Origin of the sequence: Suipraeoptans intestinalis (assembly GCF_009696485.1) — a bacterium.
Lineage (GTDB): Bacteria > Bacillota > Clostridia > Lachnospirales > Lachnospiraceae > Suipraeoptans > Suipraeoptans intestinalis.
On sequence record NZ_VULY01000018.1, the window covers coordinates 1801067 to 1822985 of the forward strand.

At 50.2% G+C, this 21919-nt stretch carries 18 protein-coding genes; all 18 read left to right on the forward strand.

Translation table 11 applies throughout. From position 1 onward, the window contains the following. Nucleotides 1–70 precede the first annotated feature (70 nt). The 18 genes from clpB (at nt 71) to rsgA (ending at nt 21917) form a co-directional block, all read left to right on the forward strand. Nucleotides 71–2650 (forward strand): ATP-dependent chaperone ClpB, encoded by a 2580-nt coding sequence (clpB, locus tag FYJ34_RS09115; protein WP_154478876.1) that lies wholly within the window; start codon nt 71–73, stop codon nt 2648–2650. A 4-nt stretch (nt 2651–2654) separates the two neighbouring features. Beyond that, the gene (locus FYJ34_RS09120; RefSeq protein ID WP_330582567.1) at nt 2655–3881 is read left to right on the forward strand and encodes a DNA polymerase Y family protein; all 1227 of its coding nucleotides are present in this window, start codon (nt 2655–2657) and stop codon (nt 3879–3881) included. Further along, nucleotides 3862–4749: a YitT family protein gene (locus FYJ34_RS09125; RefSeq protein ID WP_154478045.1), complete on the forward strand. Its 888-nt coding sequence runs from the start codon at nt 3862–3864 to the stop codon at nt 4747–4749. Before FYJ34_RS09120 ends, FYJ34_RS09125 begins: the two co-directional genes overlap by 20 nt. A 181-nt stretch (nt 4750–4930) precedes the next feature. Continuing rightward, nucleotides 4931–6142, forward strand: coding sequence for a carboxylate--amine ligase (locus FYJ34_RS09130; RefSeq protein ID WP_154478047.1), 1212 nt, complete (start codon nt 4931–4933; stop codon nt 6140–6142). Nucleotides 6143–6152: 10 nt separating this feature from the next. Beyond that, nucleotides 6153–6854 (forward strand): cysteate racemase, encoded by a 702-nt coding sequence (cuyB, locus tag FYJ34_RS09135; RefSeq protein WP_154478049.1) that lies wholly within the window; start codon nt 6153–6155, stop codon nt 6852–6854. 29 nt (nt 6855–6883) lie between these two features. Further along, entirely contained in the window at nt 6884–8380 is a 1497-nt protein-coding gene (locus FYJ34_RS09140) for a UDP-N-acetylmuramoyl-L-alanyl-D-glutamate--2,6-diaminopimelate ligase (RefSeq protein WP_173017090.1), read from the forward strand. Then, entirely contained in the window at nt 8370–10412 is a 2043-nt protein-coding gene (gene priA / locus FYJ34_RS09145) for a replication restart helicase PriA (protein ID WP_154478878.1), read from the forward strand. Before FYJ34_RS09140 ends, priA begins: the two co-directional genes overlap by 11 nt. A 24-nt stretch (nt 10413–10436) precedes the next feature. After that, a complete protein-coding gene (gene def / locus FYJ34_RS09150) occupies nt 10437–10925 on the forward strand; it encodes a peptide deformylase (RefSeq protein WP_154478053.1) in 489 nt (162 codons plus the stop codon). Then, the gene (gene fmt / locus FYJ34_RS09155; RefSeq protein ID WP_154478055.1) at nt 10926–11900 is read left to right on the forward strand and encodes a methionyl-tRNA formyltransferase; all 975 of its coding nucleotides are present in this window, start codon (nt 10926–10928) and stop codon (nt 11898–11900) included. A gap of 24 nt (nt 11901–11924) precedes the next feature. Then, a complete protein-coding gene (locus FYJ34_RS09160; protein WP_154478057.1) occupies nt 11925–12971 on the forward strand; it encodes a radical SAM family protein in 1047 nt (348 codons plus the stop codon). Next, nucleotides 12968–13972, forward strand: a complete 1005-nt coding sequence (locus FYJ34_RS09165; RefSeq protein ID WP_154478059.1) for an ABC transporter substrate-binding protein — start codon at nt 12968–12970, stop codon at nt 13970–13972. The genes FYJ34_RS09160 and FYJ34_RS09165 overlap by 4 nt, the downstream gene beginning before the upstream one ends. Then, nucleotides 13972–14775 (forward strand): ABC transporter permease, encoded by an 804-nt coding sequence (locus tag FYJ34_RS09170; protein WP_154478061.1) that lies wholly within the window; start codon nt 13972–13974, stop codon nt 14773–14775. Before FYJ34_RS09165 ends, FYJ34_RS09170 begins: the two co-directional genes overlap by 1 nt. Nucleotides 14776–14931: 156 nt before the next feature. Then, complete coding sequence (locus FYJ34_RS09175; protein WP_154478063.1) at nt 14932–15633, forward strand: zinc metallopeptidase; 702 nt, start codon at nt 14932–14934, stop codon at nt 15631–15633. Nucleotides 15634–15685: 52 nt separating this feature from the next. Further along, a complete protein-coding gene (gene rsmB, locus FYJ34_RS09180; RefSeq protein ID WP_154478065.1) occupies nt 15686–16984 on the forward strand; it encodes a 16S rRNA (cytosine(967)-C(5))-methyltransferase RsmB in 1299 nt (432 codons plus the stop codon). Between the two features lie 213 nt (nt 16985–17197). Then, nucleotides 17198–18238 (forward strand): dual-specificity RNA methyltransferase RlmN, encoded by a 1041-nt coding sequence (gene rlmN, locus FYJ34_RS09185; RefSeq protein WP_154478067.1) that lies wholly within the window; start codon nt 17198–17200, stop codon nt 18236–18238. A 10-nt stretch (nt 18239–18248) separates the two neighbouring features. Next, complete coding sequence (locus FYJ34_RS09190) at nt 18249–18992, forward strand: Stp1/IreP family PP2C-type Ser/Thr phosphatase (protein ID WP_154478069.1); 744 nt, start codon at nt 18249–18251, stop codon at nt 18990–18992. After that, nucleotides 18986–21007 (forward strand): Stk1 family PASTA domain-containing Ser/Thr kinase, encoded by a 2022-nt coding sequence (gene pknB / locus FYJ34_RS09195; RefSeq protein WP_154478071.1) that lies wholly within the window; start codon nt 18986–18988, stop codon nt 21005–21007. The genes FYJ34_RS09190 and pknB overlap by 7 nt, the downstream gene beginning before the upstream one ends. Before the next feature lie 31 nt (nt 21008–21038). Further along, the gene (gene rsgA / locus FYJ34_RS09200) at nt 21039–21917 is read left to right on the forward strand and encodes a ribosome small subunit-dependent GTPase A (protein WP_154478073.1); all 879 of its coding nucleotides are present in this window, start codon (nt 21039–21041) and stop codon (nt 21915–21917) included. Nucleotides 21918–21919: the final 2 nt, after the last annotated feature.

Below are 21919 nucleotides of genomic sequence, written 5' to 3' on the forward strand. Positions count from 1 at the left end.
TCAACTATTGACTTTGCTAACAAAAGTTGTTATACTCCGAATAGAACAAGCGAAAAAGGAGGAAACAATGATGAATATAAATAAGTTTACGCAAAAATCAATGGAAGCCGTTCAAGGCTGTGAGAAAGCTGCATTAGAATACGGGCATCAGGAAATCGAGCAGATCCATTTGCTGTGGGCGTTGATCACGCAAGAGGACAGCCTGATCCAGAAGTTACTGCAAAAGATGGGGATCGCAAGAGAGCTGGCGGTGCAAAAGATCCAGGAAGCACTTGCCAGACGGCCGAAGGTACAGGGAGGAAACCCTTATATCGGGCAGCATCTGAATAAGACGCTGATCCACGGCGAGGATGAGGCCAGACAGATGGGAGACAGCTATGTGTCGGTAGAGCACCTGTTTTTGTCCTTGCTGAAGTATGAAGCGGGAGATGCAAAAGAGGTGCTGAAAGCACTGGGAATCAAAAAAGACGATTTTCTGAAGGTTCTGGCTACAGTGCGGGGGAATCAAAAGGTGACCAGCGATCATCCGGAAGATACCTATGACAGTCTGAATAAATATGGGCAGGATCTGGTGGAAAAGGCAAGAGAGCAGGTGCTGGATCCTGTGATCGGGCGGGATGGCGAGATCCGTCATCTGATCCGGATCCTGTCCAGAAAGACGAAAAACAATCCGGTATTGATCGGAGAGCCGGGAGTCGGAAAGACGGCGGTGGTAGAAGGTCTGGCGCAGAGGATCGTCAGAGGAGACGTGCCGGAAGCACTAAAAGATAAAACCATCTTTTCCCTGGATCTGGGGGCACTGGTAGCGGGAGCCAAATACAGGGGAGAATTTGAGGAACGTCTGAAGGCGGTGCTGGAAGAAGTCAAAGGAAGCGAAGGAAGGATCCTCCTGTTTATTGATGAGCTGCATACCATAGTGGGAGCCGGAAAGACGGACGGCGCCATGGATGCCGGCAATATGCTAAAGCCAATGCTGGCAAGGGGAGAGCTGCACTGTATCGGAGCCACCACACTGGATGAATACAGACAGTACATTGAAAAAGATGCGGCGCTGGAAAGAAGATTCCAGCCTGTCATGGTGGATGAACCTACGGTGGAGGACGCTATCTCTATTCTGAGAGGGCTGAAGGAACGGTACGAAGTGTTCCATGGGGTCAAGATCACGGACGGGGCGCTGGTGGCGGCCGCCGTATTGTCCCACCGTTACATTTCAGATCGGTTTTTGCCGGACAAGGCCATCGATCTGGTAGACGAGGCCTGCGCCCTGATCAAGACGGAGTTGGATTCTATGCCTGCGGAGCTGGATGAGTTGCAGCGAAAGATCATGCAGCTGGAGATCGAAGAAGCGGCGCTGAAAAAAGAGGAAGACCGGTTAAGTAAGGAAAGACTGGAGATTCTGCAGAAAGAGCTGGCGCAGCTGAAAGAAGAGTTTGCAGGAAAAAAGGCAAAATGGGATAACGAGAAGCAGGCTATCGGAAAAGTCCAGAAGATGAGGGAAGAGATCGAGCAGGTAAATCAGGAGATCGAAAAAGCAAGGAATACCTACGATCTGGAAAAGGCGGCGCAGCTTCAGTACGGACGGCTTCCTCAGCTGGAAAAAGAACTGCGGGAGGAAGAGGAAAGAACCCGGGAGGATGAAGAAACCCTGGTACACGAATGTGTGACCGACGAAGAGATCGGAAGGATCATATCCAGATGGACAGGGATCCCGGTAGAGCGGTTAAATGAGAGTGAAAGAAACAAGATCCTCCATCTGGCGGACGAACTGCACAAAAGAGTGATCGGACAGGAAGAAGGAGTGACCCTGGTGACAGAAGCCATCCTGCGGTCCAAGGCGGGGATCAAGGATCCCTCCAAGCCGATCGGATCTTTCCTGTTTCTGGGGCCTACCGGTGTGGGAAAAACAGAGCTTGCCAAGGCGCTGGCCCAAAGCCTGTTTGACGACGAAGCCAACATGGTGCGGATCGATATGAGCGAATACATGGAGAAGCATTCGGTATCCAGACTGATCGGAGCGCCTCCGGGATATGTGGGATATGATGAAGGAGGTCAGCTGACAGAGGCCGTCCGGAGAAAACCGTATTCGGTGGTGCTGTTTGATGAGGTGGAAAAGGCGCATCCGGATGTGTTCCATGTACTGCTGCAGGTGCTGGACGACGGCCGGATCACAGACTCCCAGGGAAGAACGGTGGACTTTAAAAATACGATCCTGATTATGACGTCCAATATTGGTTCTACCTATCTCTTAGAAGGGATCGATGAAGCAGGCACTCTGAAAAAGGAAAGTGAACAGGCGGTTATGGAAGAGCTGCGTCTGCATTTTCGACCGGAATTTTTAAACCGTCTGGATGAGGTGATCCTCTTTAAGCCATTGACGAAGGAGATGATTTATGACATTATTGACTTGTTGATCAAAGATGTAAATGACAGATTAAAGGAAAAAGAGATCTCTATCCGACTGACTCCGCAGGCAAAGCAGTGCATTGTAGAGGGAGGATATGATCCCAACTACGGCGCAAGACCATTGAAACGGTATCTGCAGAAACATGTAGAGACTCTGGCGGCCAGACTGATGCTCCAGGGAGAGATCGGAGCAGAAGAAGTCATTGTCATTGATGAGGAAGACGGCAGGCTAGTGGCAAGGAGATAGGACCGTGTCAATCATATTTCACGTGGATGTAAATTCTGCATTTCTTAGCTGGAGTGCACTGGAGGAACTGAAAAAAGGGGAAGAAGTGGACTTGCGAGAAGTCCCTTCCATTGTAGGGGGCGATCAGAGCACCAGACATGGAGTGGTACTGGCCAAATCCCTTCCTGCCAGGAAATACGGCATTCACACAGGGGAACCTGTGGTGAATGCCTTTCGTAAGTGTCCGGATCTGCAGACGGTTGCACCGGATCATGAAACCTACAGACGCTACAGCCGGAAACTGATGTCCTTTTTGCAGGAGTTTATTTCGGATCTGGAACCGGTCAGCATTGACGAGTGTTATCTGGATGCAACGGAGTTTTCGGAAGGCTTTGAAACGCCGGTGGAAGCAGCCGCCTTTTTGAAAGACAGGGTAAAAGAAACCTTCGGATTTACGGTAAATGTGGGAGTGTCCACCAACAAGCTTCTGGCAAAGATGGCGTCGGACTTTGAAAAGCCGGACAAGGTGCATACGCTGTTTCCGGAGGAGATCCAAAAGAAAATGTGGAAGCTTTCTGTAAGAGAGCTGTTTATGGCGGGAAGAGCCAGTACGGAAGTATTGAAAAAGCTGGAGATTTCTACCATCGGTCAGCTGGCGCAGGCGGATCCGGTGCTTCTGGAATCCCATCTGAAAAGCCACGGGCGCAGACTGTGGGAGTTTGCCAATGGAGTGGATACGTCGCCGCTACAGACAGAAAGGCAGGCAGCCAAGGGGGTCGGAAACTCCGTGACCCTCCCGGAAGACCTGAAGACGCAGGAGGAACTGTTTCCGGTACTGTTAAGCCTTTCCCGCAAAGTCGGGAAACGGCTGTCCGGGGCAGGACAAAAGGCGCTGGCTCTTAGCGTAGAGATCAAGTATTATAATTTTGAGACCAGCTCCCATCAGAAGCCTTTGGAAACGGCAACGGACGATCCCATGGTTCTTTATAAGGCGGCGACGGGGCTGTTTTTGGAACGGTGGAACGGGAAACCGGTGCGGCTTCTGGGAGTCCGGAGCATGAAGCTGGTCAGCGGGAGGGAGCCCAGGCAGATGAGCCTGTTTGAGCGGGAGGTCTGGCGAAGCCCGCAGCGGGAACGGCTGGAAAAAGATATGAAAAAGCTTCAGAAAACATACGGGGAACAGGTTCTTGCAAAAGGATTTCGAAAAACAGGAAAGAGAGGGGAAGAGATATATGAAGAGAGGAATCGGTAGCATAGACTGGAAGGAGCTGGGAATAGATATTGGGGTAGATATCCTGGCTGGAATTTTTATTGCGGCGGGAATCTACAATTTTGCCCTGCGGGCCAATTTCCCTGTGGCGGGATTTTCGGGACTGGCCATTGTGATGTACCACCTTTGGAAGATCCCGGTGGGAGCGGCGACCCTGCTCTTAAATGTGCCGGTATCGATCTTTTGTTATAGGTATTTGGGAAAAGCCTTCTTTTTTAAGTCGGTAAAAAGTATGCTGATCACCTCTGCCATTATGGATTATGTAGCGCCTCTGTTTCCGGTATATCAGGGAAGCCGGCTTTTGGCCGCTCTTTGTATGGGAGTCTTGGCAGGAATCGGCTATTCTATTGTATTTATGAGAGCATCTTCTACCGGAGGACAGGATTTCATCAGCGTGGCCATCCGCAAGCTGAAGCCCCATATCACGCTGGGACTGATCACCTTTGTGCTGGATGTGATCACCATCGTCATAGGAACGGTGGTAGTGTTTAAAGATGTAGACGGGCTGATCTACGGAGTGATCGTAACGTATCTCATGGCCATTGTAATGGACAGGATCCTGTATGGAATCGATGAAGGAAAGATGACGCTGATCGTGACGGAGCATGGTAGGGAGATCGCAAGAAAGATCGACGAGTGTTCCGGGCGGGGAGCTACCATCCTGAGAGGACAGGGAACCTTTTCCGGGGAAGAAAAGGACGTGGTCATGTGCGCCTGCAACAACAAGCAGATGTACACCATCAAGAAGGCGGTGCATAAGGTGGATCCCAAGGCCTTTACCATCATTATGGAATCCAACGAGGTGGTGGGAGAAGGGTTCAAGGAGGACAGCAAGGATCTGAACTTTTAGACAGGAATAGCAGAAATGGAAGCCGGCAAAGGAGGGCGGCCTTCGGGTTGACAATCCCGGGGGATTAGGCTAGAGTAAATCCTGTAAACAAAGAGCGGAAGCTGTCTGCGGACAAAAGGCTTCAAACAGGAGATTCCGGACAAGGGCGGATGTCCGCAACGAGTAAAGTGAGGAAAAAACCATGGAATTTAAAAACAGAGAATTTGTTCCCGTTATTTTCGGAGGGGATATCAATACCTACAGTGTGGCGAGGGCGTTTTACGAAGAATATCAGGTGCAGACCTATGTGTTCGGCAAATATCTTTCCGGCCCCAGCTATGAAAGCAGGATCACCATCTATCAGGCAGATCCCCAGATCGAGACGGACGAGAAGGTGATCGCGGCGCTGAACGGACTGGCGGAAAAATTCCCGGATAAAAGGGTGATCGCTTTCGGGGCGGGAGATACCTATATCAATCTCCTAAGCAAGAATAAGAAGCAGTTGAAAGAGAATGTGATTGTTCCTTATATCGACTTTGAAATGATGGATCGTCTCCAAAGAAAAGACTTTTTCTACGACCTGTGTGAAAAAAATGGAGTGGATTACCCGGACACCATTGTATACACGCCGGACATGGGTCTGGATTTTGCCATGGAGTTTTCTTATCCGGTGATCCTGAAGCCGTCAGAAAGCGTGACCTACTGGCACCATCCCTTTGAAGGCCAGGAAAAGATCTTCTACATTCAAAACAGGAAGGAACTGGAAGCTGCTATCCAAAAGACCTATGAGGCAGGCTATGAGAGCCCTATGATCATCCAGGATACGATTCCCGGAAGCGATGAGAGCATGTATGTGCTGACCTCCTATTCCAACCGGGAAGGTCAGGTGGTCATGATGTGTCTGGGGCATGTGCTTTTGGAGGAACACGGTCCCATTGCCAGAGGAAATCATGCGCTGATCATTACGGAAGAGAATGAGACTTTGATGAAGCAGGCAAAGAAGCTGCTGGAAGATATGCATTATGTAGGGTTTTCCAATTTTGATATCAAATACGACAGCAGAGACGGAAAATACAAGTTTTTTGAGATCAACACCAGACAGGGAAGAAGCAACTATTATGTGACTGGATCAGGGTTCAATGTAGCCAGATATGTGGTGGAGGATTATATTTATCAGAAGGAGCAGCCGCTGAAGCTGTCGAAAGATCCTCATCTGTGGATGGTGATTCCGCGAAAAGTGGCGTTTCGTTATGTAAAAGAAGAAAAAAACAAAGAGGCCATGCGTCGGCTGATCCGGGAAAAGAAGGTGGTCAACCCGGTATTTATGAAAGGAGACGGAAAGCTGTCAAGACTGTACCGGCTGTTCCGGACGCATATGAGCCATTTTGTAAAATACAAAAAATATTACAGCTAATGAGGTAAATATGAGGAAAAAGCTAGGAATCATAGGAGGCATGGGACCGGAAGCTACCAGCTTCTTTTATCAGGAGATCATAGCGCATACGGTGGCGGAAAGGGACCAGGATCACCTGGATATGGTGATCCTGAACCATTCTTCCATGCCGGACAGGACAAAAGCCATCCTGTCGGGGGATCACAAAGAGATTCTGGAAGCGCTGATCAAAGACGCCAGGGATCTGGAGTATATGGGCGCTGCACACATAGCGGTTCCCTGCAATACTTCCCATTATTTTCTGGATCAAGTGCAGAAGGAAGTAGGGATTCCGATTCTCCATATGGTGAGGAAAAGTGCAGAATATGCGGCAAAAGAGATGATGCCGGGAGGTAAGGTGGGGATCCTGGGAACGGAAGGGACCATACAGTCGGGAATCTACCACAGAGAATGCCGGATGGCAGGGATAGAACCGGTGACGGTGCCGGAGGATCTGCAGGCGGGGATTACCAGCCTGATTTATGAAGACGTAAAGGGCGGCAGGACGCCGGACGGCAGAAAGCTGGAGAATGCACTTTCTTATCTCCGGGAGAAAGGATGCGAAAAAGTGATCCTTGCCTGTACCGAATTGTCCGTATTCCAAAAAAAGGAAGGAACCTCCCAGGTCTGTCTGGATGCGATGGACGTGCTGGTAAGAGAGGCGATCCTGGCATCGGGAGCAGAGTACCGGTAGAGCAAAGCGAAGATAAGAGGGTGAAAAAAGTGAGAAACTATACGCTGGCACAATACAAAGATAAGGTGGAAAGGCTGGGAGAAAAGACAGAGGAATCCCTGCAGGGAAAAGGTGGGGAGCTTATCCGGCATCTGACCTATAATTCCAGGGAGGTCCGGGAAGGAACGCTGTTTATCTGCAAGGGAGAGAAATTTCGGAAGGAATATCTGGAAGAAGCGATCCAAAAAGGAGCGGTCGCCTATATTTCCGAAAAGGTCTATCCCATGGAACGGGAGGTGCCCTACATTCTGGTAAGGGACATCCGCAAAGTCATGCCGGTGATCGCCGATATGTACTTCGGACATCCGGCACAGGATATGCGGCTTTTGGGGATCGGCGGAACCAAGGGAAAAACCACGACGTCTTTTTATGTGAAAGCGATCCTGGATGCCTACTGCCGGGACAAAGGCAAAACGCCCTGCGGCATTTTGTCCTCCATCTTTAACTTTGATGGAAGAGAAACGAAGGTAGCCCACAATACGACGCCGGAAGCGGTAGAACTGCAACAGTATCTGCAAAAGGGACGGGAAGCGGGGATGGAATATCTGGTCATGGAAGTTTCTTCCCAGGCGTTAAAGTATCACAGAGTGGACACGCTGACCTTTGATGTAGGCGTGTTCCTGAATATTTCGGAGGATCACATCAGTCCCATCGAACACAAAGATTTTGAAGATTATTTTTCCTCTAAGAAAAAGATGTTTGCCCAGACCAGGACAGCAGTGGTCCATCTGGAAACCGACCATCTGCCGCAGGTGCTGGAGGCGGCCAGACAGGCGGAGAAGCTTGTGACCATCAGCTCTCAAAGGGAAGCGGATTACAGAGCAAGCCATGTGGAAAAGACCGAAACAGGCAGCCGCTTCACGGTGGAGGGACCGGGAGGCTACCGGGATGTCCTGACGCTTTCCATGCCGGGACTGTTTAATGTGGACAATGCGCTGGCAGCAGTTGCCGTATGCCGGGAATTGCAGATTCCGCCGCAGTATATCCGAAAGGGACTGGAGACGGCGAAGGTAAAGGGCAGGATGGAGATTTTCAGGAACCGGGAAAGGCAGCTGGTGGCGATCGTAGATTATGCGCACAACAAGCTGAGCTTTGAAACCTTGTTTTCTTCCATGAAAAAGGAGTTTCCGGATCACAGCATTACGGCAGTGTTTGGATGTACCGGAGGAAAAGCGCTGCAAAGAAGGAAGGAACTGGGAACGGTGGCAGGACGGTACGCCGATCTGTGCATCCTCACTTCGGATGAACCGGATTTTGAAGATCCCAGGGAAATCGCGGAAGAGGTTGCGGGATTTGTGAAGGGAGAGGGCTGTCCTTACCGTATCGTGGAGGACAGACAGGAAGCGATCCGTCAGGCGATCTGTGAGGCGGATCCCAAGACACTGGTGATCGTTGCAGGAAAGGGTCACGAAGGATCCATGAAGATCAAAGGAGTCTATGTGGATTATCCGTCTGACCTGGAGATCGTGGAGAAGTATGTACGCTGATATTATCATAGATATTACCCATGAAAAACTAGACAGGATCTTCCAATACAGCATCCCCTCTCATCTGGAGGGGATGCTTGAGATTGGGATGGAAGTAGTAGTGCCTTTCGGAAGAGGCAACCATCCGAAAAACGGATATATTATCGGGTTTTCCAGAGAACCGTCTTACGACCGTACAAAGCTGAAGGCGATCCAGAAGGCGGCTCCCGGCAGGATGTCCATTGAAGCCCGGCTGATCAGCCTGGCGGCATGGATCAAAGAGGAATACGGAGGAACCATGATCCAGGCGCTGAAAACGGTGCTTCCGGTAAAAAAAGAGACCCGGTCCCGAACCAGCAGCCTGGAACAGTTTTCTCTGGAGCAGAAAGAGGCGGCCAGGCAGAAGCAGGAATACGAGAGGCAGGGAGGGAGACCGGTCCTGAACAAAGAGCAGCAGGAAGCCGCAGATCTGTTTCGGGAAGAATTCTGTAAAGGGGTAAGAGACACCTACCTGCTTTATGGAGTGACCGGAAGCGGAAAAACAGAAGTGTATCTGTCCATGATGGAAACGGTAGTGTCCCAGGGGAAACAGGTGATCGTTATGATCCCTGAGATTGCTCTGACCTACCAGACGGCTCTGCGGTTCTGCGAAAGATTTGGAGACCGGGTGGCGATCCTGCATTCCAGGATGTCTCCCGGAGAGCGGTATCACCAGATGGAAAGGGTCAAACAGGGGGAGATACAGGTGATGATAGGCCCCCGGTCTGCTCTGTTTACTCCCTTTTCCGATCTGGGACTGATCGTGATGGACGAGGAGCATGAAGGGACTTACAAAAGCGAACAGGTTCCCCGGTATCACGCCCGGGAAGTGGCCCGAAAACGGGGAGAACTGGAGGGAGCCAGCATTGTTCTGGGATCCGCCACTCCGTCTGTGGAAACCTTTTTTCAATGCGAGGAAGGAACCATCCGAAAACTGACCCTGCAAAACAGGGCGGAAGGAAGACTGCCCTCTGTCCGGACGGTAGATATGCGGGAAGAGCTGAGGGAGGGGCACACGGGGATCTTCAGCCGGCTTTTGCTGGAAGGAATCCGAACAAGGCTTGAAAAAAAAGAACAGGTGATGTTGTTTTTGAATAGAAGGGGATATGCGGGATTCGTGTCCTGCAGATCCTGCGGATATGTGGCCATGTGCAGACACTGCGACGTGGCTCTTTCCGAACATCGGGGGAAAAAACTGGTGTGTCACTACTGCGGATACGAGGAGGCCAGAACAAACACCTGCCCCAAATGCGGATCTCCCTATATCGGAGGGTTTAAGGCAGGGACACAGAAAGTGGAAGAGCTGCTTCAGAAGGAATTTCCGGAGGCAAGAGTGCTGCGGATGGATATGGATTCCACGAAAGGAAAAGAGGGGCATCGGCGGATCCTGGAAACGTTTGGAGCAGGAGAGGCAGATATTTTACTGGGAACGCAGATGATCGTAAAAGGACATGACTACTCCGGGGTAACACTGGTAGGGGTATTGGCGGCGGACCTTTCTCTATATGCAGACGATTATCTGGCGGCGGAGCGGACGTTCCAGCTGTTGGTACAGGCGGCGGGCAGAGCCGGCCGGGGCGAAAAAAAAGGAGAGGTGATCATACAGACCTACAACCCGGAGCATTACAGCATCCAGTTGGCAGCAACCCAGCAATATGAAGCCTTTTACCAAAAAGAACTGTATTACAGAGAAATGATGGAGTATCCTCCCATCAGCCATTTGGCGGCGGTGATACTTTCCGGAAAAGACAAGGAACGGCTGCAGACGGCCGCAGAATATCTGAAAAAATTTATGGAAAAGGCAGACAGGAAACAAGAGATGCGAGTGATCGGTCCGGCGGTTCCGACTGTGGAAAAAGTCAGTGATATCTACCGCAAGGTGATCTATCTGAAAGGAAAAGATCGGAAGTACATGGCAAGGATCAAGGATCTTACGGAAGCATATATTGAGATAAACAGAGGATTTTCAGAGGTGAAGGTACAATTTGATTTTCATCCTATGAATTTCCTGTAGGATGAAGAGAAGGGAGAAAAACAGATGGCAATTCGAACGATCAGAGAGATAGGGGACAGCGTTTTGACAAAGGCATGCAAGCCGGTTACAAAGATGACAGATCGGACCAGAGAACTGATCCATGACATGCTGGACACCATGTACGAAGCCGGTGGAGTAGGGCTGGCGGCGCCACAGGTGGGCGTGTTGAAGCGCATTTTGGTGATCGATATAGGAGAGGGGCCCATTGTGCTTCTGAATCCACAGATCATAGAGACAGAGGGAGAACAGTGCGGAGAGGAAGGTTGTCTGAGTGTTCCGGGAAAAACGGGAACGGTCACCAGGCCCATGTATGTGAAAGTCCGGGGACAGAATGAAGAACTGGAAGAGATCGAGCTGGAAGGAGAGGGACTGCTGGCAAGAGCTTTCTGCCATGAGATCGATCATCTGGAAGGGCGGATCTATGTGGATCTGGTAGAAGGGGAGCTGCGGAACGTGGAATATCAGGAAGAGGAAGAAGAGGAGGAACTGTAATTGAAGGTGATTTTTATGGGAACGCCGGAATTTTCCGTAGGAACCCTGGAGGCTTTGATCCGGGCCGGACATCAGGTGGTACTGGCAGTGACACAACCGGACAGGGCAAAGGGACGGGGAGGAAAGGTACAGGAATCTCCGGTCAAGGAGGCGGCAAAACGCCATGGGATCCCTGTGTTCCAGCCGGAAAGGATCCGAAAGCCGGAGGCGGTGGAAGAATTAAGAAAGTATCAGGCGGATGTCATGGTGGTAATTGCATTCGGACAGATCCTGCCCGGGGAAGTGCTGGAGATGACGCCCTATGGCTGCATCAATGTACATGCCTCCCTGCTTCCGGACTACCGGGGAGCAGCTCCCATTCAGTGGGCGATCCTGGATGGAAGAAAGGTGTCCGGAGTGACTACTATGCAGATGGATGAAGGACTGGACACCGGAGATATGCTGCTGAAAGAGGAAGTGGTTCTGGATAAAAAAGAAACGGGAGGCAGTCTTCACGACAAGCTGGCACAGATAGGGGCAGACCTGTGTGTCAGAACGCTGGAGGCACTGGAGACGGGACAGATTGAAGGGGAAAAACAGCCAAAAGAAAGTCCTACCGATTACGCCAGAATGCTGGACAAAGCCATGGGCAAGGTGGACTGGAGCCAGACGGCCCGGGCGATAGAACAAAAAATCAGAGGGCTGAATCCATGGCCCGCAGCCTGGACCATGTGGAAGGGAAAGCTTTTGAAGATCTGGGAGGGCGAGGTGCTGTCTTCCAAAGATCTTTTGAGAGAAGAAGATCCTTCTGCGCACCTGCCGGGAGAGGTGGTGACCGCCGGAAAGGATGGTCTGGTGGTGCAGACGGGAGAAGGCCGGATTCTGATCCGGGAACTGCAGCTTGCAGGAAAAAGACGAATGGCAACAGAAGAATTCCTGCGGGGAGTAACCTTGCAGGAAGGGGAGATTCTGGGAGAGAAGGAAGCAGAACGATAAAAGAAATCAAAGGAAAATCGAAACATGGAAAAGATATTCCCGGAAGCGGAGAGTAAGAAAGAGATAGATATTGAGAAATCCTTTCAAAAAGCGTTGACGGACGAAATCCTTCTGGAATATGATATAGAATGCCTGTTATATGCCGGGCTGGAAGAAGAAAAGCAGAGGGCTCTTAGGGGGAAGGCCAGAGAGATTGCCGCAAAAGAAGCAGGAAATCAGGGAAAGATCTGGGCATCTATCGGACTGGATTATGTCAATTGCCCGATGAACTGCAGCTTTTGTTCCATGGGATCTGCCTGGAATTCCTATGAAAAAAAGGAAGAGCTTCAGGAGAAGGAAGTAGTAGAAATCGCGGATTACTACGCGCGTCAGGGAGCAGACTGGCTGGTTCTGCGCACAACGGAATTCTATGAGTTTGACCGGCTGCTCCAAAGGATAAAGGCAGTCAGACAAAGGATAAAGAACGACTGCGTTCTGGTTGTCAATACCGGAGATGCAAACTCCCGGAAGGTAGAGGAATTAAAGGCGGCAGGAGTGGATATGATCTATCAGGCATTTCGCCTGAGAGAAGGAACGGACACCAGATTCGATTGCAACGCCCGCAGAGAGACCATAGAAATGATTTCTCAAAGCGGACTGAAGCTGTCGCAGTATCTGGAGCCTGTCGGACCGGAGCATACGGACAGAGAGCTGGCCGGGAGGATGACAGAGCTGATCCGGCAGGGAACCGATGTGGCGGGTATCATGGAGAGAGTTCCTGTTTCCGGAACACCCAAGTACGCTCTCGGAACGATGCTGCCGCAACGGATCGCCCAAATAACCGCAGTGCTTCGGATCGCCTCCAGGGCAAGCATCAGGGATATTGTCATACACCCATACCATCGCCCGGCAGTAGAGTGCGGGGCAAATGCTCTGGTGGTGGATGTGGGAGCGATTCCCAGGAGCCGGGGAATGACCCGAACAAGCTGGAAAAATCAGGATATGTTACAGGCAAAGCAATTTCTGAAAGAAAGCGGATACGAAGTAGACGACGCAGGAAATGAAAGAAATGAGAGGAGCAAAGGAAGATGAAAAGGAAGAAAGTGACAATGGTGTTTCTTGGCGTGATGTTGATGGTGGGGCTGCTTGGAGGCTGCGGAAAGAAGGCGGAAGAGAAAGCAGAAACAAAGAAGGACGCACAGCAGACAACAGAGGCAAAAGAGCAGTTGTACGAAGTGGGAACCTGGAAAACGGCCCAGACCATCCAGCCTTTCCTGTATGAAACGTTTGTAAAAGACGGAGGAAAGGTAGAGGTTAAGCCATTTACCAATCCGGGAGACATGAAGACGGCGCTGCTGTCAGAAAATATTGATTTTTGCGGAACCACCTGGGTGACGGCGATCATGGCGGCTTCCAAGGGAGAGCCGGTAAAGGTAGTGGCCTCCATGACGGAAAAATGCTCTGCCCTGGTAGTCGGAAAAGACAGCGGGATAGAAACGGTGGCTGACCTGAAAGGAAAGACGATCGCGTATGTACCGGGGACCATGCATCATATTCTGCTTCTGGAAACGCTTACAAAGGCCGGGATCGATCCAAATACAGAAGTAACGCTGCAGAAGATTGATTTTTTTGATATGGGACAGGCGCTGGCGTCCGGATCTATTGACGCTTTCTTAAGCGGAGAGCCATATCCCTCCATTGCAGAAACGGATGGATACGGGAAGGTGTTGGAATATCCGTATTACGATGAAAGTGTAGGTTATATCAACGCTGCAATGATCACCACGGAAAAAGAGATCAAGGAAAATCCGGAAAAGATTCAGGCGCTGGTGGACATGCATATTCAGGCAAGCAAATATTATATGGAACATCAGGAGGAATGGATTCAAAAAGCCGCAGAATTTGGCACAGAAGAAAAATACCTGACCAAATCCACGGAAAATATCCAGTTGTCCTGGGACATAGATGCCCAGACCAGGGAAAAAGTAAAAAAACTGGCAGAGCGGATGAAAGAACTGGGAATGATCGAGAATGTTCCGGACATAGATGCTTTATTTGACGTAAGCTTCCTGGAAAAATCGGAATACAGATAATGAAAAAGAAACAAAATAGTTATAAAATAGATTTTGTTAATTTTATTGTGCCAGTAGGATTTCTGGCAGCCTGGGTACTGTTGCCGGCTATTTTGCATACGCCGGAATACCTTATCCCCTCTCTGAAAAAGACAGGGATGGGACTGGTTGATTTTGTTTTTGGAACCTTTCGGATGAGTCCTTATGCGGGAACGTTTTGGAAACATTCCGTAGCAAGCTGGCACAGGGTTCTGGCAGGATTTCTAATCGCTTCCTTTTTGGGAACAGTGGCCGGGATGCTGACCGGATATTTTCAGATGGGAAGGAGGCTGCTGGATCCCTTCATTCACATGATCCGCATGGTTCCGGGAATCGGCTGGTTTCCTCTTGCCATGGTCTGGTTTGGCGTAGGGAATCGGACGACCGTTTTTCTCATCACTCTGGCAGCGTTTTTTCCGGTGTATGTGAACACGCTCAGAGCAGTACGGGACGTGCCTCCCATGCTTCTGGACGTGGGGCGGGTCATGGGAGCAGGCAAATGGCAGCTGTTCAAAATGGTGATCCTTCCGCTTTCCCTCCCGGGGATTTTTACAGGCCTGAGATTGGGGATGGGAATTTGCTGGGCGTATCTGGTTCTGGGAGAACTGACCGGAGTGAATGAGGGGCTGGGTGCGGTTATGATGGATGCCAGAATGCTGGGCAATGTGGATATGATCATCGTTTGCATGATCGTGATCGCCGTTTGGGGCAGGATCGGTGATCTGCTGCTGTTGTTCCTGTATCGGCGGGTAAAGAAAGAAACGGACCCTTATGAAGGAGAGTAAAAGCGGACAGTAACGGCAAAAACAGGTGCTGCAGTCCGGCGTTCCTGAGCAGGAGCATTTAAAAAACATGAAGAATTGTTAAATTTGTATGAAAAACAGGCAACCAGCCTGTTTTTCGTATATAATGGGAAGCATATCATACAGGAGGTAGAAACTATGTATTATTCCATGTATTTTGATCCAACATATATTTTGGTCCTTGTGGGAATGGTGGTGTGTCTGATCGCTTCGGCAAGAATGAACGCAACCTTCCAAAAATATGCGAAAGTAAGGAGCCACTCCGGGATCACCGGAAGAGAAGTGGCAGAAAATCTCCTTCGAAGAGAAGGAATCTACGATGTGCAGGTGGAGCATGTGGCGGGAAATCTGACAGATCATTATGACCCAAGAAACAAGGTGCTGCGGTTGTCCGACGCCACCTATCAGTCCAGCTCGGTTGCGGCAGTGGGAGTGGCAGCGCATGAGTGCGGACACGCCATCCAGCATGCGAAAGGGTATGCACCCCTTGCTCTTCGTTCCACATTGGCGCCTGTAGCAAATTTCGGCAGTATGATCGCCTGGCCGCTGATCCTTTTGGGACTTTTCTTCCGCAGCACCTCTTCCCAGTTGTTTCTGAATCTGGGGATCCTTGCATTTCTGGCAGCCGTGTTGTTCCAGCTTGTGACGCTGCCGGTAGAGTTTGATGCATCCAAAAGAGCCGTTCAGGCGCTGGGGACCAGCGGGATTCTTTACGAAGAAGAGGTAGGACATACAAAGAAGGTCCTGTCTGCGGCAGCCCTGACCTATGTAGCGGGAGCGGCAGCGTCAATGCTTCAGCTTCTGCGTATCATCCTTCTTGCAAATTCCAGAAGAGATTGAGAAAAAACGGCGACCAACAGAAAACAAGAAAGCAGGCAGGAACGAGCAGGGTATGAATGAGAGAGAACTGGCGCTGGAGGTTCTCCTTCAGATCGTAAAAGAGGGAGAATTCAGCCATATTGCATTGAGACAGGTATTGGCCCAGTATCAATATCTGGAAAAACGAAAACGGGCATTTTTGACAAAAGTGGTGGAAGGAACACTGGAACGGATGATAGAGCTGGATCATGTGATCAATTGCTTTTCCAAAACTTCCACAGACAGGATGAAGCCGGAGATCCTGTTGATTTTAAGAAGCGGAGTCTATCAGCTGTTCTATATGGACAGCGTTCCGGACTCCGCCGTTTGTAATGAAGCGGTAAAGCTGGCCAAAAGAAAAGGATTTGCGCCTTTGGCGGGATTTGTAAATGGAGTGTTAAGAAATATCGCGCGCCACAGGAAGGAAATTCCTTATCCAGACAAAAAAGAAATAAAAAAATATATATCAGTTCGCTATTCTCTTCCCGAATGGCTGGTGGATCAATGGGTGAAGGAATATGGGGCAGAGGTGACAGAACAGATGGGACAGGAATTTTTGAAGGAGCAGCCCCTGACCGTTCACATCCACACAGACCGGATAGACAGGCAGGCGCTGATCGCCCTGCTGGAGCAGGAAGGAGTCTGTGTCCGGCAGGATGATACCTACGCAGATGTGCTGTATCTGTCAGAGTATGATTATCTGGGGAAGGTATCAGGGTTTCAAAAGGGGTATTTTCAGGTGCAGGACATCAGTTCCATGGAGGTGGTGCGGCTGGCAGAACCAAAGGAAGGAGATCAGGTGCTGGATGTGTGCGCTGCACCGGGAGGAAAGGCTGTCCATATGGCACAGCAGCTACATGGCACCGGGCAGGTAGAAGCAAGAGACCTGACAGACTACAAGATAGAGCAGCTGGAAGAGAACCGGATACGAAACGGATTGTCTAATATGACAGTGAAGAAATGGGACGCCCGCATCCTGGATGAAGCGGCGGTAGGACAGAAGGACATCGTTCTGGCAGACCTGCCCTGTTCCGGACTGGGGGTGCTGGGCAGAAAGCCGGATCTGAAATACAAGATGACGAGAGATATGACAAAGAGTCTGTGCGCTTTGCAAAAGGAGATCCTGGAGGTGGTACGGCAGTATGTAAAGCCGGGAGGAAAGCTTGTGTACAGCACCTGCACCATCAACCGGGAAGAAAATGAAGAAAATACGCGGTGGTTTTTAGAGCGTTTTCCGGAGTTTGAGCTGAGAAAACAGGAACAAAGACTGCCGGGCATCCACAAAGGAGACGGGTTCTACCTTGCGGTCTTCCGAAAGTGTACAGAAGCTTAGACGAAGCAAAGAAGCGCCGGAAGGAGCAGGAATATGCAGGAAGAACGCCTGCGAACAGGAATTGGGACAAGAAAGTCGGGAATACCGGAAATTCTTTCCGGGACTAAAAAACAGACAGGCGGCAGCTCCCTGAAGCCTGGAAAGAGTAACAGATAGAAAAAAGGACTTTCTGGGAGCAGAAAGAGAAAATGAAACGGAAGTTGGAAAGAGACGATGGCGGAAAAACGAGAGATCAGATCCTGTACCAGACAGGAGCTAACAGAGATGATGGAGGAGATGGGAGAAAAAAAGTTTCGGGGCGAGCAGGTTTACCAGTGGATTCATCAGAAGCTGGCCGAAGACTTTGATGAGATGACCAATCTGCCCAAAAGTCTGCGGGAAAAGCTGAAAGAGCAGACCAGTCTCCACACGCTGCATCTGGAAGAAAGACAGGTGTCCCAGGTGGACAAAACAGAAAAATATCTGTTTTCCCTGGAAGACGGAAATATGATCGAAAGCGTTCTGATGCGCCATGCCTACGGCAACTCTGTCTGTATCTCCTCCCAGGCAGGCTGCCGGATGGGGTGTCGGTTTTGTGCATCGGGGATCGGAGGATTAAGACGGAACCTTTCCGTCGGAGAAATGCTGGGGCAGGTCTATGAAATCCAGCGCAGGACAAAGGAGAGAGTCTCTCATGTGGTGGTCATGGGAACGGGAGAGCCCTTGGACAACTACGAAAATTTTGTAGCCTTTCTGCGGATGATCAGCGACGGGCATGGATTGAACATCAGCCAGAGAAATATCACGGCTTCCACCTGCGGGATCGTTCCGGGGATCCTGCGGCTGGCAAAAGAAAAGTTTCAGATCACCCTGGCGCTTTCTCTTCACGGATCCAGCCAGGAAAAAAGAAAAAGACTGATGCCGGTGGCGTCTTCCTATCCGCTGGATCAGGTCATGGAAGCCTGCGACGTGTATTTGAAAGAAACCGGCAGGAGGGTCAGCTTTGAGTACAGCCTGGTGGCAGACGTCAACGATACAGAAGAGGATATCCGGGAACTGACAGAACTTTTAAAGGGCAGAAACTGCCATGTGAATGTGATTCCGGTAAATCCCATCCGTGAACGGGAATTCAAAAAACCGGGACGGGAAAAAGCTATGCAGTTCAAAAATAAACTTGAAAAAAACGGAATTAATGTTACTATAAGAAAAGAAAGAGGCTCAGACATAGATGGAGCCTGCGGTCAGTTGCGGAGGCGGCACATAACGTCTGAATAAGGAGATATACATGAAGATTTATGCGATGACAGATGTAGGAAGAAAGCGTGAAATGAATCAGGACTACGTCTATGTGACGGATGAACCTGTGGGACCCTTTCCCAACCTTTTAGTGGTGGCAGACGGGATGGGAGGACACAAGGCAGGGGATTTTGCTTCCAAATATACCGTGGGTGTGCTGAAGGAAGAGCTGGAGCATACACCTCTGGACAAGCCGGAAGAGATCCTGCGCAATATCGTCAGCGTTGCCAACGAGAAATTGATCAAAGAAGCGTCCAAGGACGTAAAGCTGGAAGGGATGGGAACGACGCTGGTGGTTTCCACCGTGGTGGGGAACACCCTGTATTTTGCAAATGTGGGAGACAGCCGTCTTTACCTGATCAATGACAAGATCCGTCAGCTGTCCAAGGATCATTCTCTGGTGGAGGAGATGGTCCGTCTGGGAGGGATCAAAGCGGAGGAGGCGAAGAACCATCCGGACAAAAATATCATTACCAGAGCCATGGGAGTCAAGGCGTCTGTGGAGGCGGATATTTATGAGTACCGTCTAAAAAAGGGAGATATCATTTTGATGTGTACCGACGGCCTCAGCAATATGGTAGAGGACGAGGATATGTTTGATATCGTAAAGGGAGCAAGGGATATAGTGGAAGCGGTGCAGATGCTGGTGGAAAAGGCCAACAGCAACGGAGGTCGTGATAATATAGGGGTGATTTTGGCACAGCCGCTTGCAGATGAGGTGAGTATATGGTAAAAGATGGAATATTTCTAGGGAAGAGATATGAGGTGCTAAGTAAGATCGGCGCCGGCGGGATGGCAGATGTCTATAAAGGCAGGGACATCATGCTGAACCGCTATGTGGCCATTAAGGTCCTGAAAAAGGCATACAGGGCAGACGACAGCTTTGTCCAGAAGTTCCGGTCGGAAGCACAGGCGGCGGCAGGACTTTTGGATCCCAATATTGTCAATGTATACGATGCGGGAGAAGACAGAGGTCTGTACTATATGGTAATGGAGCTGGTAGAGGGCATTACCTTAAAGGAATATGTGGAAAAGAAGGGGAGGCTTTCTCATCGGGAGGCGGTAAGTATCGCCATCCAGGTCTGCTCCGGCATCAAGGCGGCACATGCCGCAGGGATCATCCATAGAGATATCAAGCCGCACAATATCATCATTTCCAGAGACGGGAAGGTAAAGGTGACCGATTTTGGCATTGCAAAAGCCATTACATCCAATACCGTTACTTTTAATGCGATGGGATCCGTACATTACAGTTCCCCGGAGCAGGTCAGGGGAGGATACAGTGACCAGAAAAGTGACATTTACTCCATCGGGATCACGCTGTTTGAAATGGTAACAGGCAGCCTGCCGTTTGACGGGGATTCCACGGTTTCCGTGGCAATGCAGCATATCCAGGATGAGATACCGGTGCCAAGTGATCTGGTTTCCGGAGTTCCTTACAGCCTGGAACGGATCATTTTGAAATGTACCCAGAAGAATGCAGAACGAAGATATAAGAGCACAGAAGAACTGATCCAGGATCTGAAGCATTCGCTGGTAGATCCGGAGGGGAACTTTGTGTATATTCCGCCGCTAGAATCGGCGCAGACGATCATGATCAGCGACGAAGAACTGGATGACATCAAAAAATCCTACATTGATGGGGATGAAGACGACGAGGAAGACTATGACACCGGCATTATAGAAGACTACGATGACGAGGATTACGACAAGGAATATGCCAGAAAAAAGGAGCGATCGGCAGATGAAGTCAATCCCCGCATGAACAAGGTGATCAAGGTCATGACCATAGTGGCGGCGATCCTGATCGCTTTGATCCTTATTTTCGTCATTGGAAAGGCGGCAGGGATCTTCAAGTCGTTTCCTGCCATTGACAGCTCGGAAACGGAAAGCAAGGTAAAAGTACCCAATGTCGTAGGGATGACGGAAGAAGACGCCAAGACCGCTCTGAATAAAAAGGGTCTTGGGATCAAGGTGGTGGAACGCAAGGAATCCACCAAGTATGAGGCCGGCGTGGTTTCCAAACAAAAGACGGAAGCCGGCAAACAGGTGAAAAGGAATACAACCATAGAGGTGACGGTCAGCTCCGGACTGGTAGGAGAAGAGATCACTGTTCCGGATGTCAGCGGCATGAGCGAGGAAGAAGCACAGAAGGCTCTGCAAAATGCCGGATTCCAGAAGGTATCCTCCGAGTATGTATACAGTGATTCGGCTGCAGAGGGAGAAGTGATCGAAACGACTCCGGCAGTGGGATCCAAAGCCACCAAGGATACGACGATCGTGCTGAAGATCAGTAAGGGAGGCGAGAAGAAGTCTGTCCCCAATGTAGAAGGGACACAGGTGGCGACAGCGCAGGAGACACTGTTTAACGCAGGTCTGACGGTAGGAACCATCACCTATGAATACAGCAGCAAGGTGGCGAAGGGGATGGTGATCTCCCAGTCTGTGAAGAGTGGGAAGAAGGTGGCGTCCGGAACCAGTGTGGATCTGGTGGTCAGCGATGGGGAGGAACCGGCAGAGCAGGTAACGATCCCGCCCATCACAAACACATCCCTGGAAAATGCGAAGCAGCTGTTGAGTGCGAATGGATTGAAGACCGGCACGGTGACTTATTCCAATAGCGACTATCCGGCCGGATATGTGATCAGCTGTTCACCGGGAGAGGGTGCGGTGGTGGATGAAGGTACCAGCATCAATCTGGAGGTAAGCAAGGGACCTGCTTCTTCCGGAACGCAAAATTCAAATTAAAAAGGTTCTTGGAAATTTCGATGAGGAAATTATGCAGGGAAAGATTGTAAAAGGAATTGCCGGATTCTACTACGTGGATGTAGTAGGATCCGGTGTTTATGAGTGTAAGGCAAAGGGCGGATTTCGCCGGGACGGTAAGAAACCGCTGGTGGGAGATAACGTAGAGATCTGTGTTCTGGATGAAGACAGGAAGGTGGGAAGCATGACGGAGATCTTTCCTAGGAAAAACCAACTGATTCGACCGGCAGCAGCCAATGTGGATCAGGCGCTGGTGGTATTTGCGGCAGCCAGACCCAAACCGCACTTTAACCTCCTGGATCGCTTTTTGGTCAGGATGGAGCGGGAAAAGATCCCTGTCATTCTTTGCTTTAATAAAGAGGATATTGTGACAGAGGAGGATGTAAAGGCGCTGGAGGATATTTATGGAGCGACCGGGTATCCTCTTATTTTTACCAGTGCAAAGGAAGAAACCAACATAGAAATACTGAAAAGGGCATTGCGGGGAAAGACTACGGTGCTGGCAGGACCTTCCGGCGTAGGAAAGTCATCCCTTGTTAATCGTCTGATCCCGGAAGCGGATATGGAGACAGGGGAGATCAGCCGAAAGATCGAAAGAGGAAAGCATACCACCAGACATTCCCAGCTGTTTTTGCTGGGACAGGATTCCTATCTGATGGATACGCCGGGGTTCAGCTCTCTTTCCGTATTGGATTTTGAGAAGGAGGAACTGAAGGCATATTTTCCCGAATTTGCGCGCTGGGAAGAAGCCTGCCGGTTTCATGGATGTGACCATATTCACGAGCCCGGCTGTAAGGTGAAGGAAAAAGTGGAGGAAGGAGCGATTTCTCCTGTCCGATATAAAAGTTATCAGGAAATCTACGAAGAATTGAGAGGAAAGAGGAGGTATTAGCA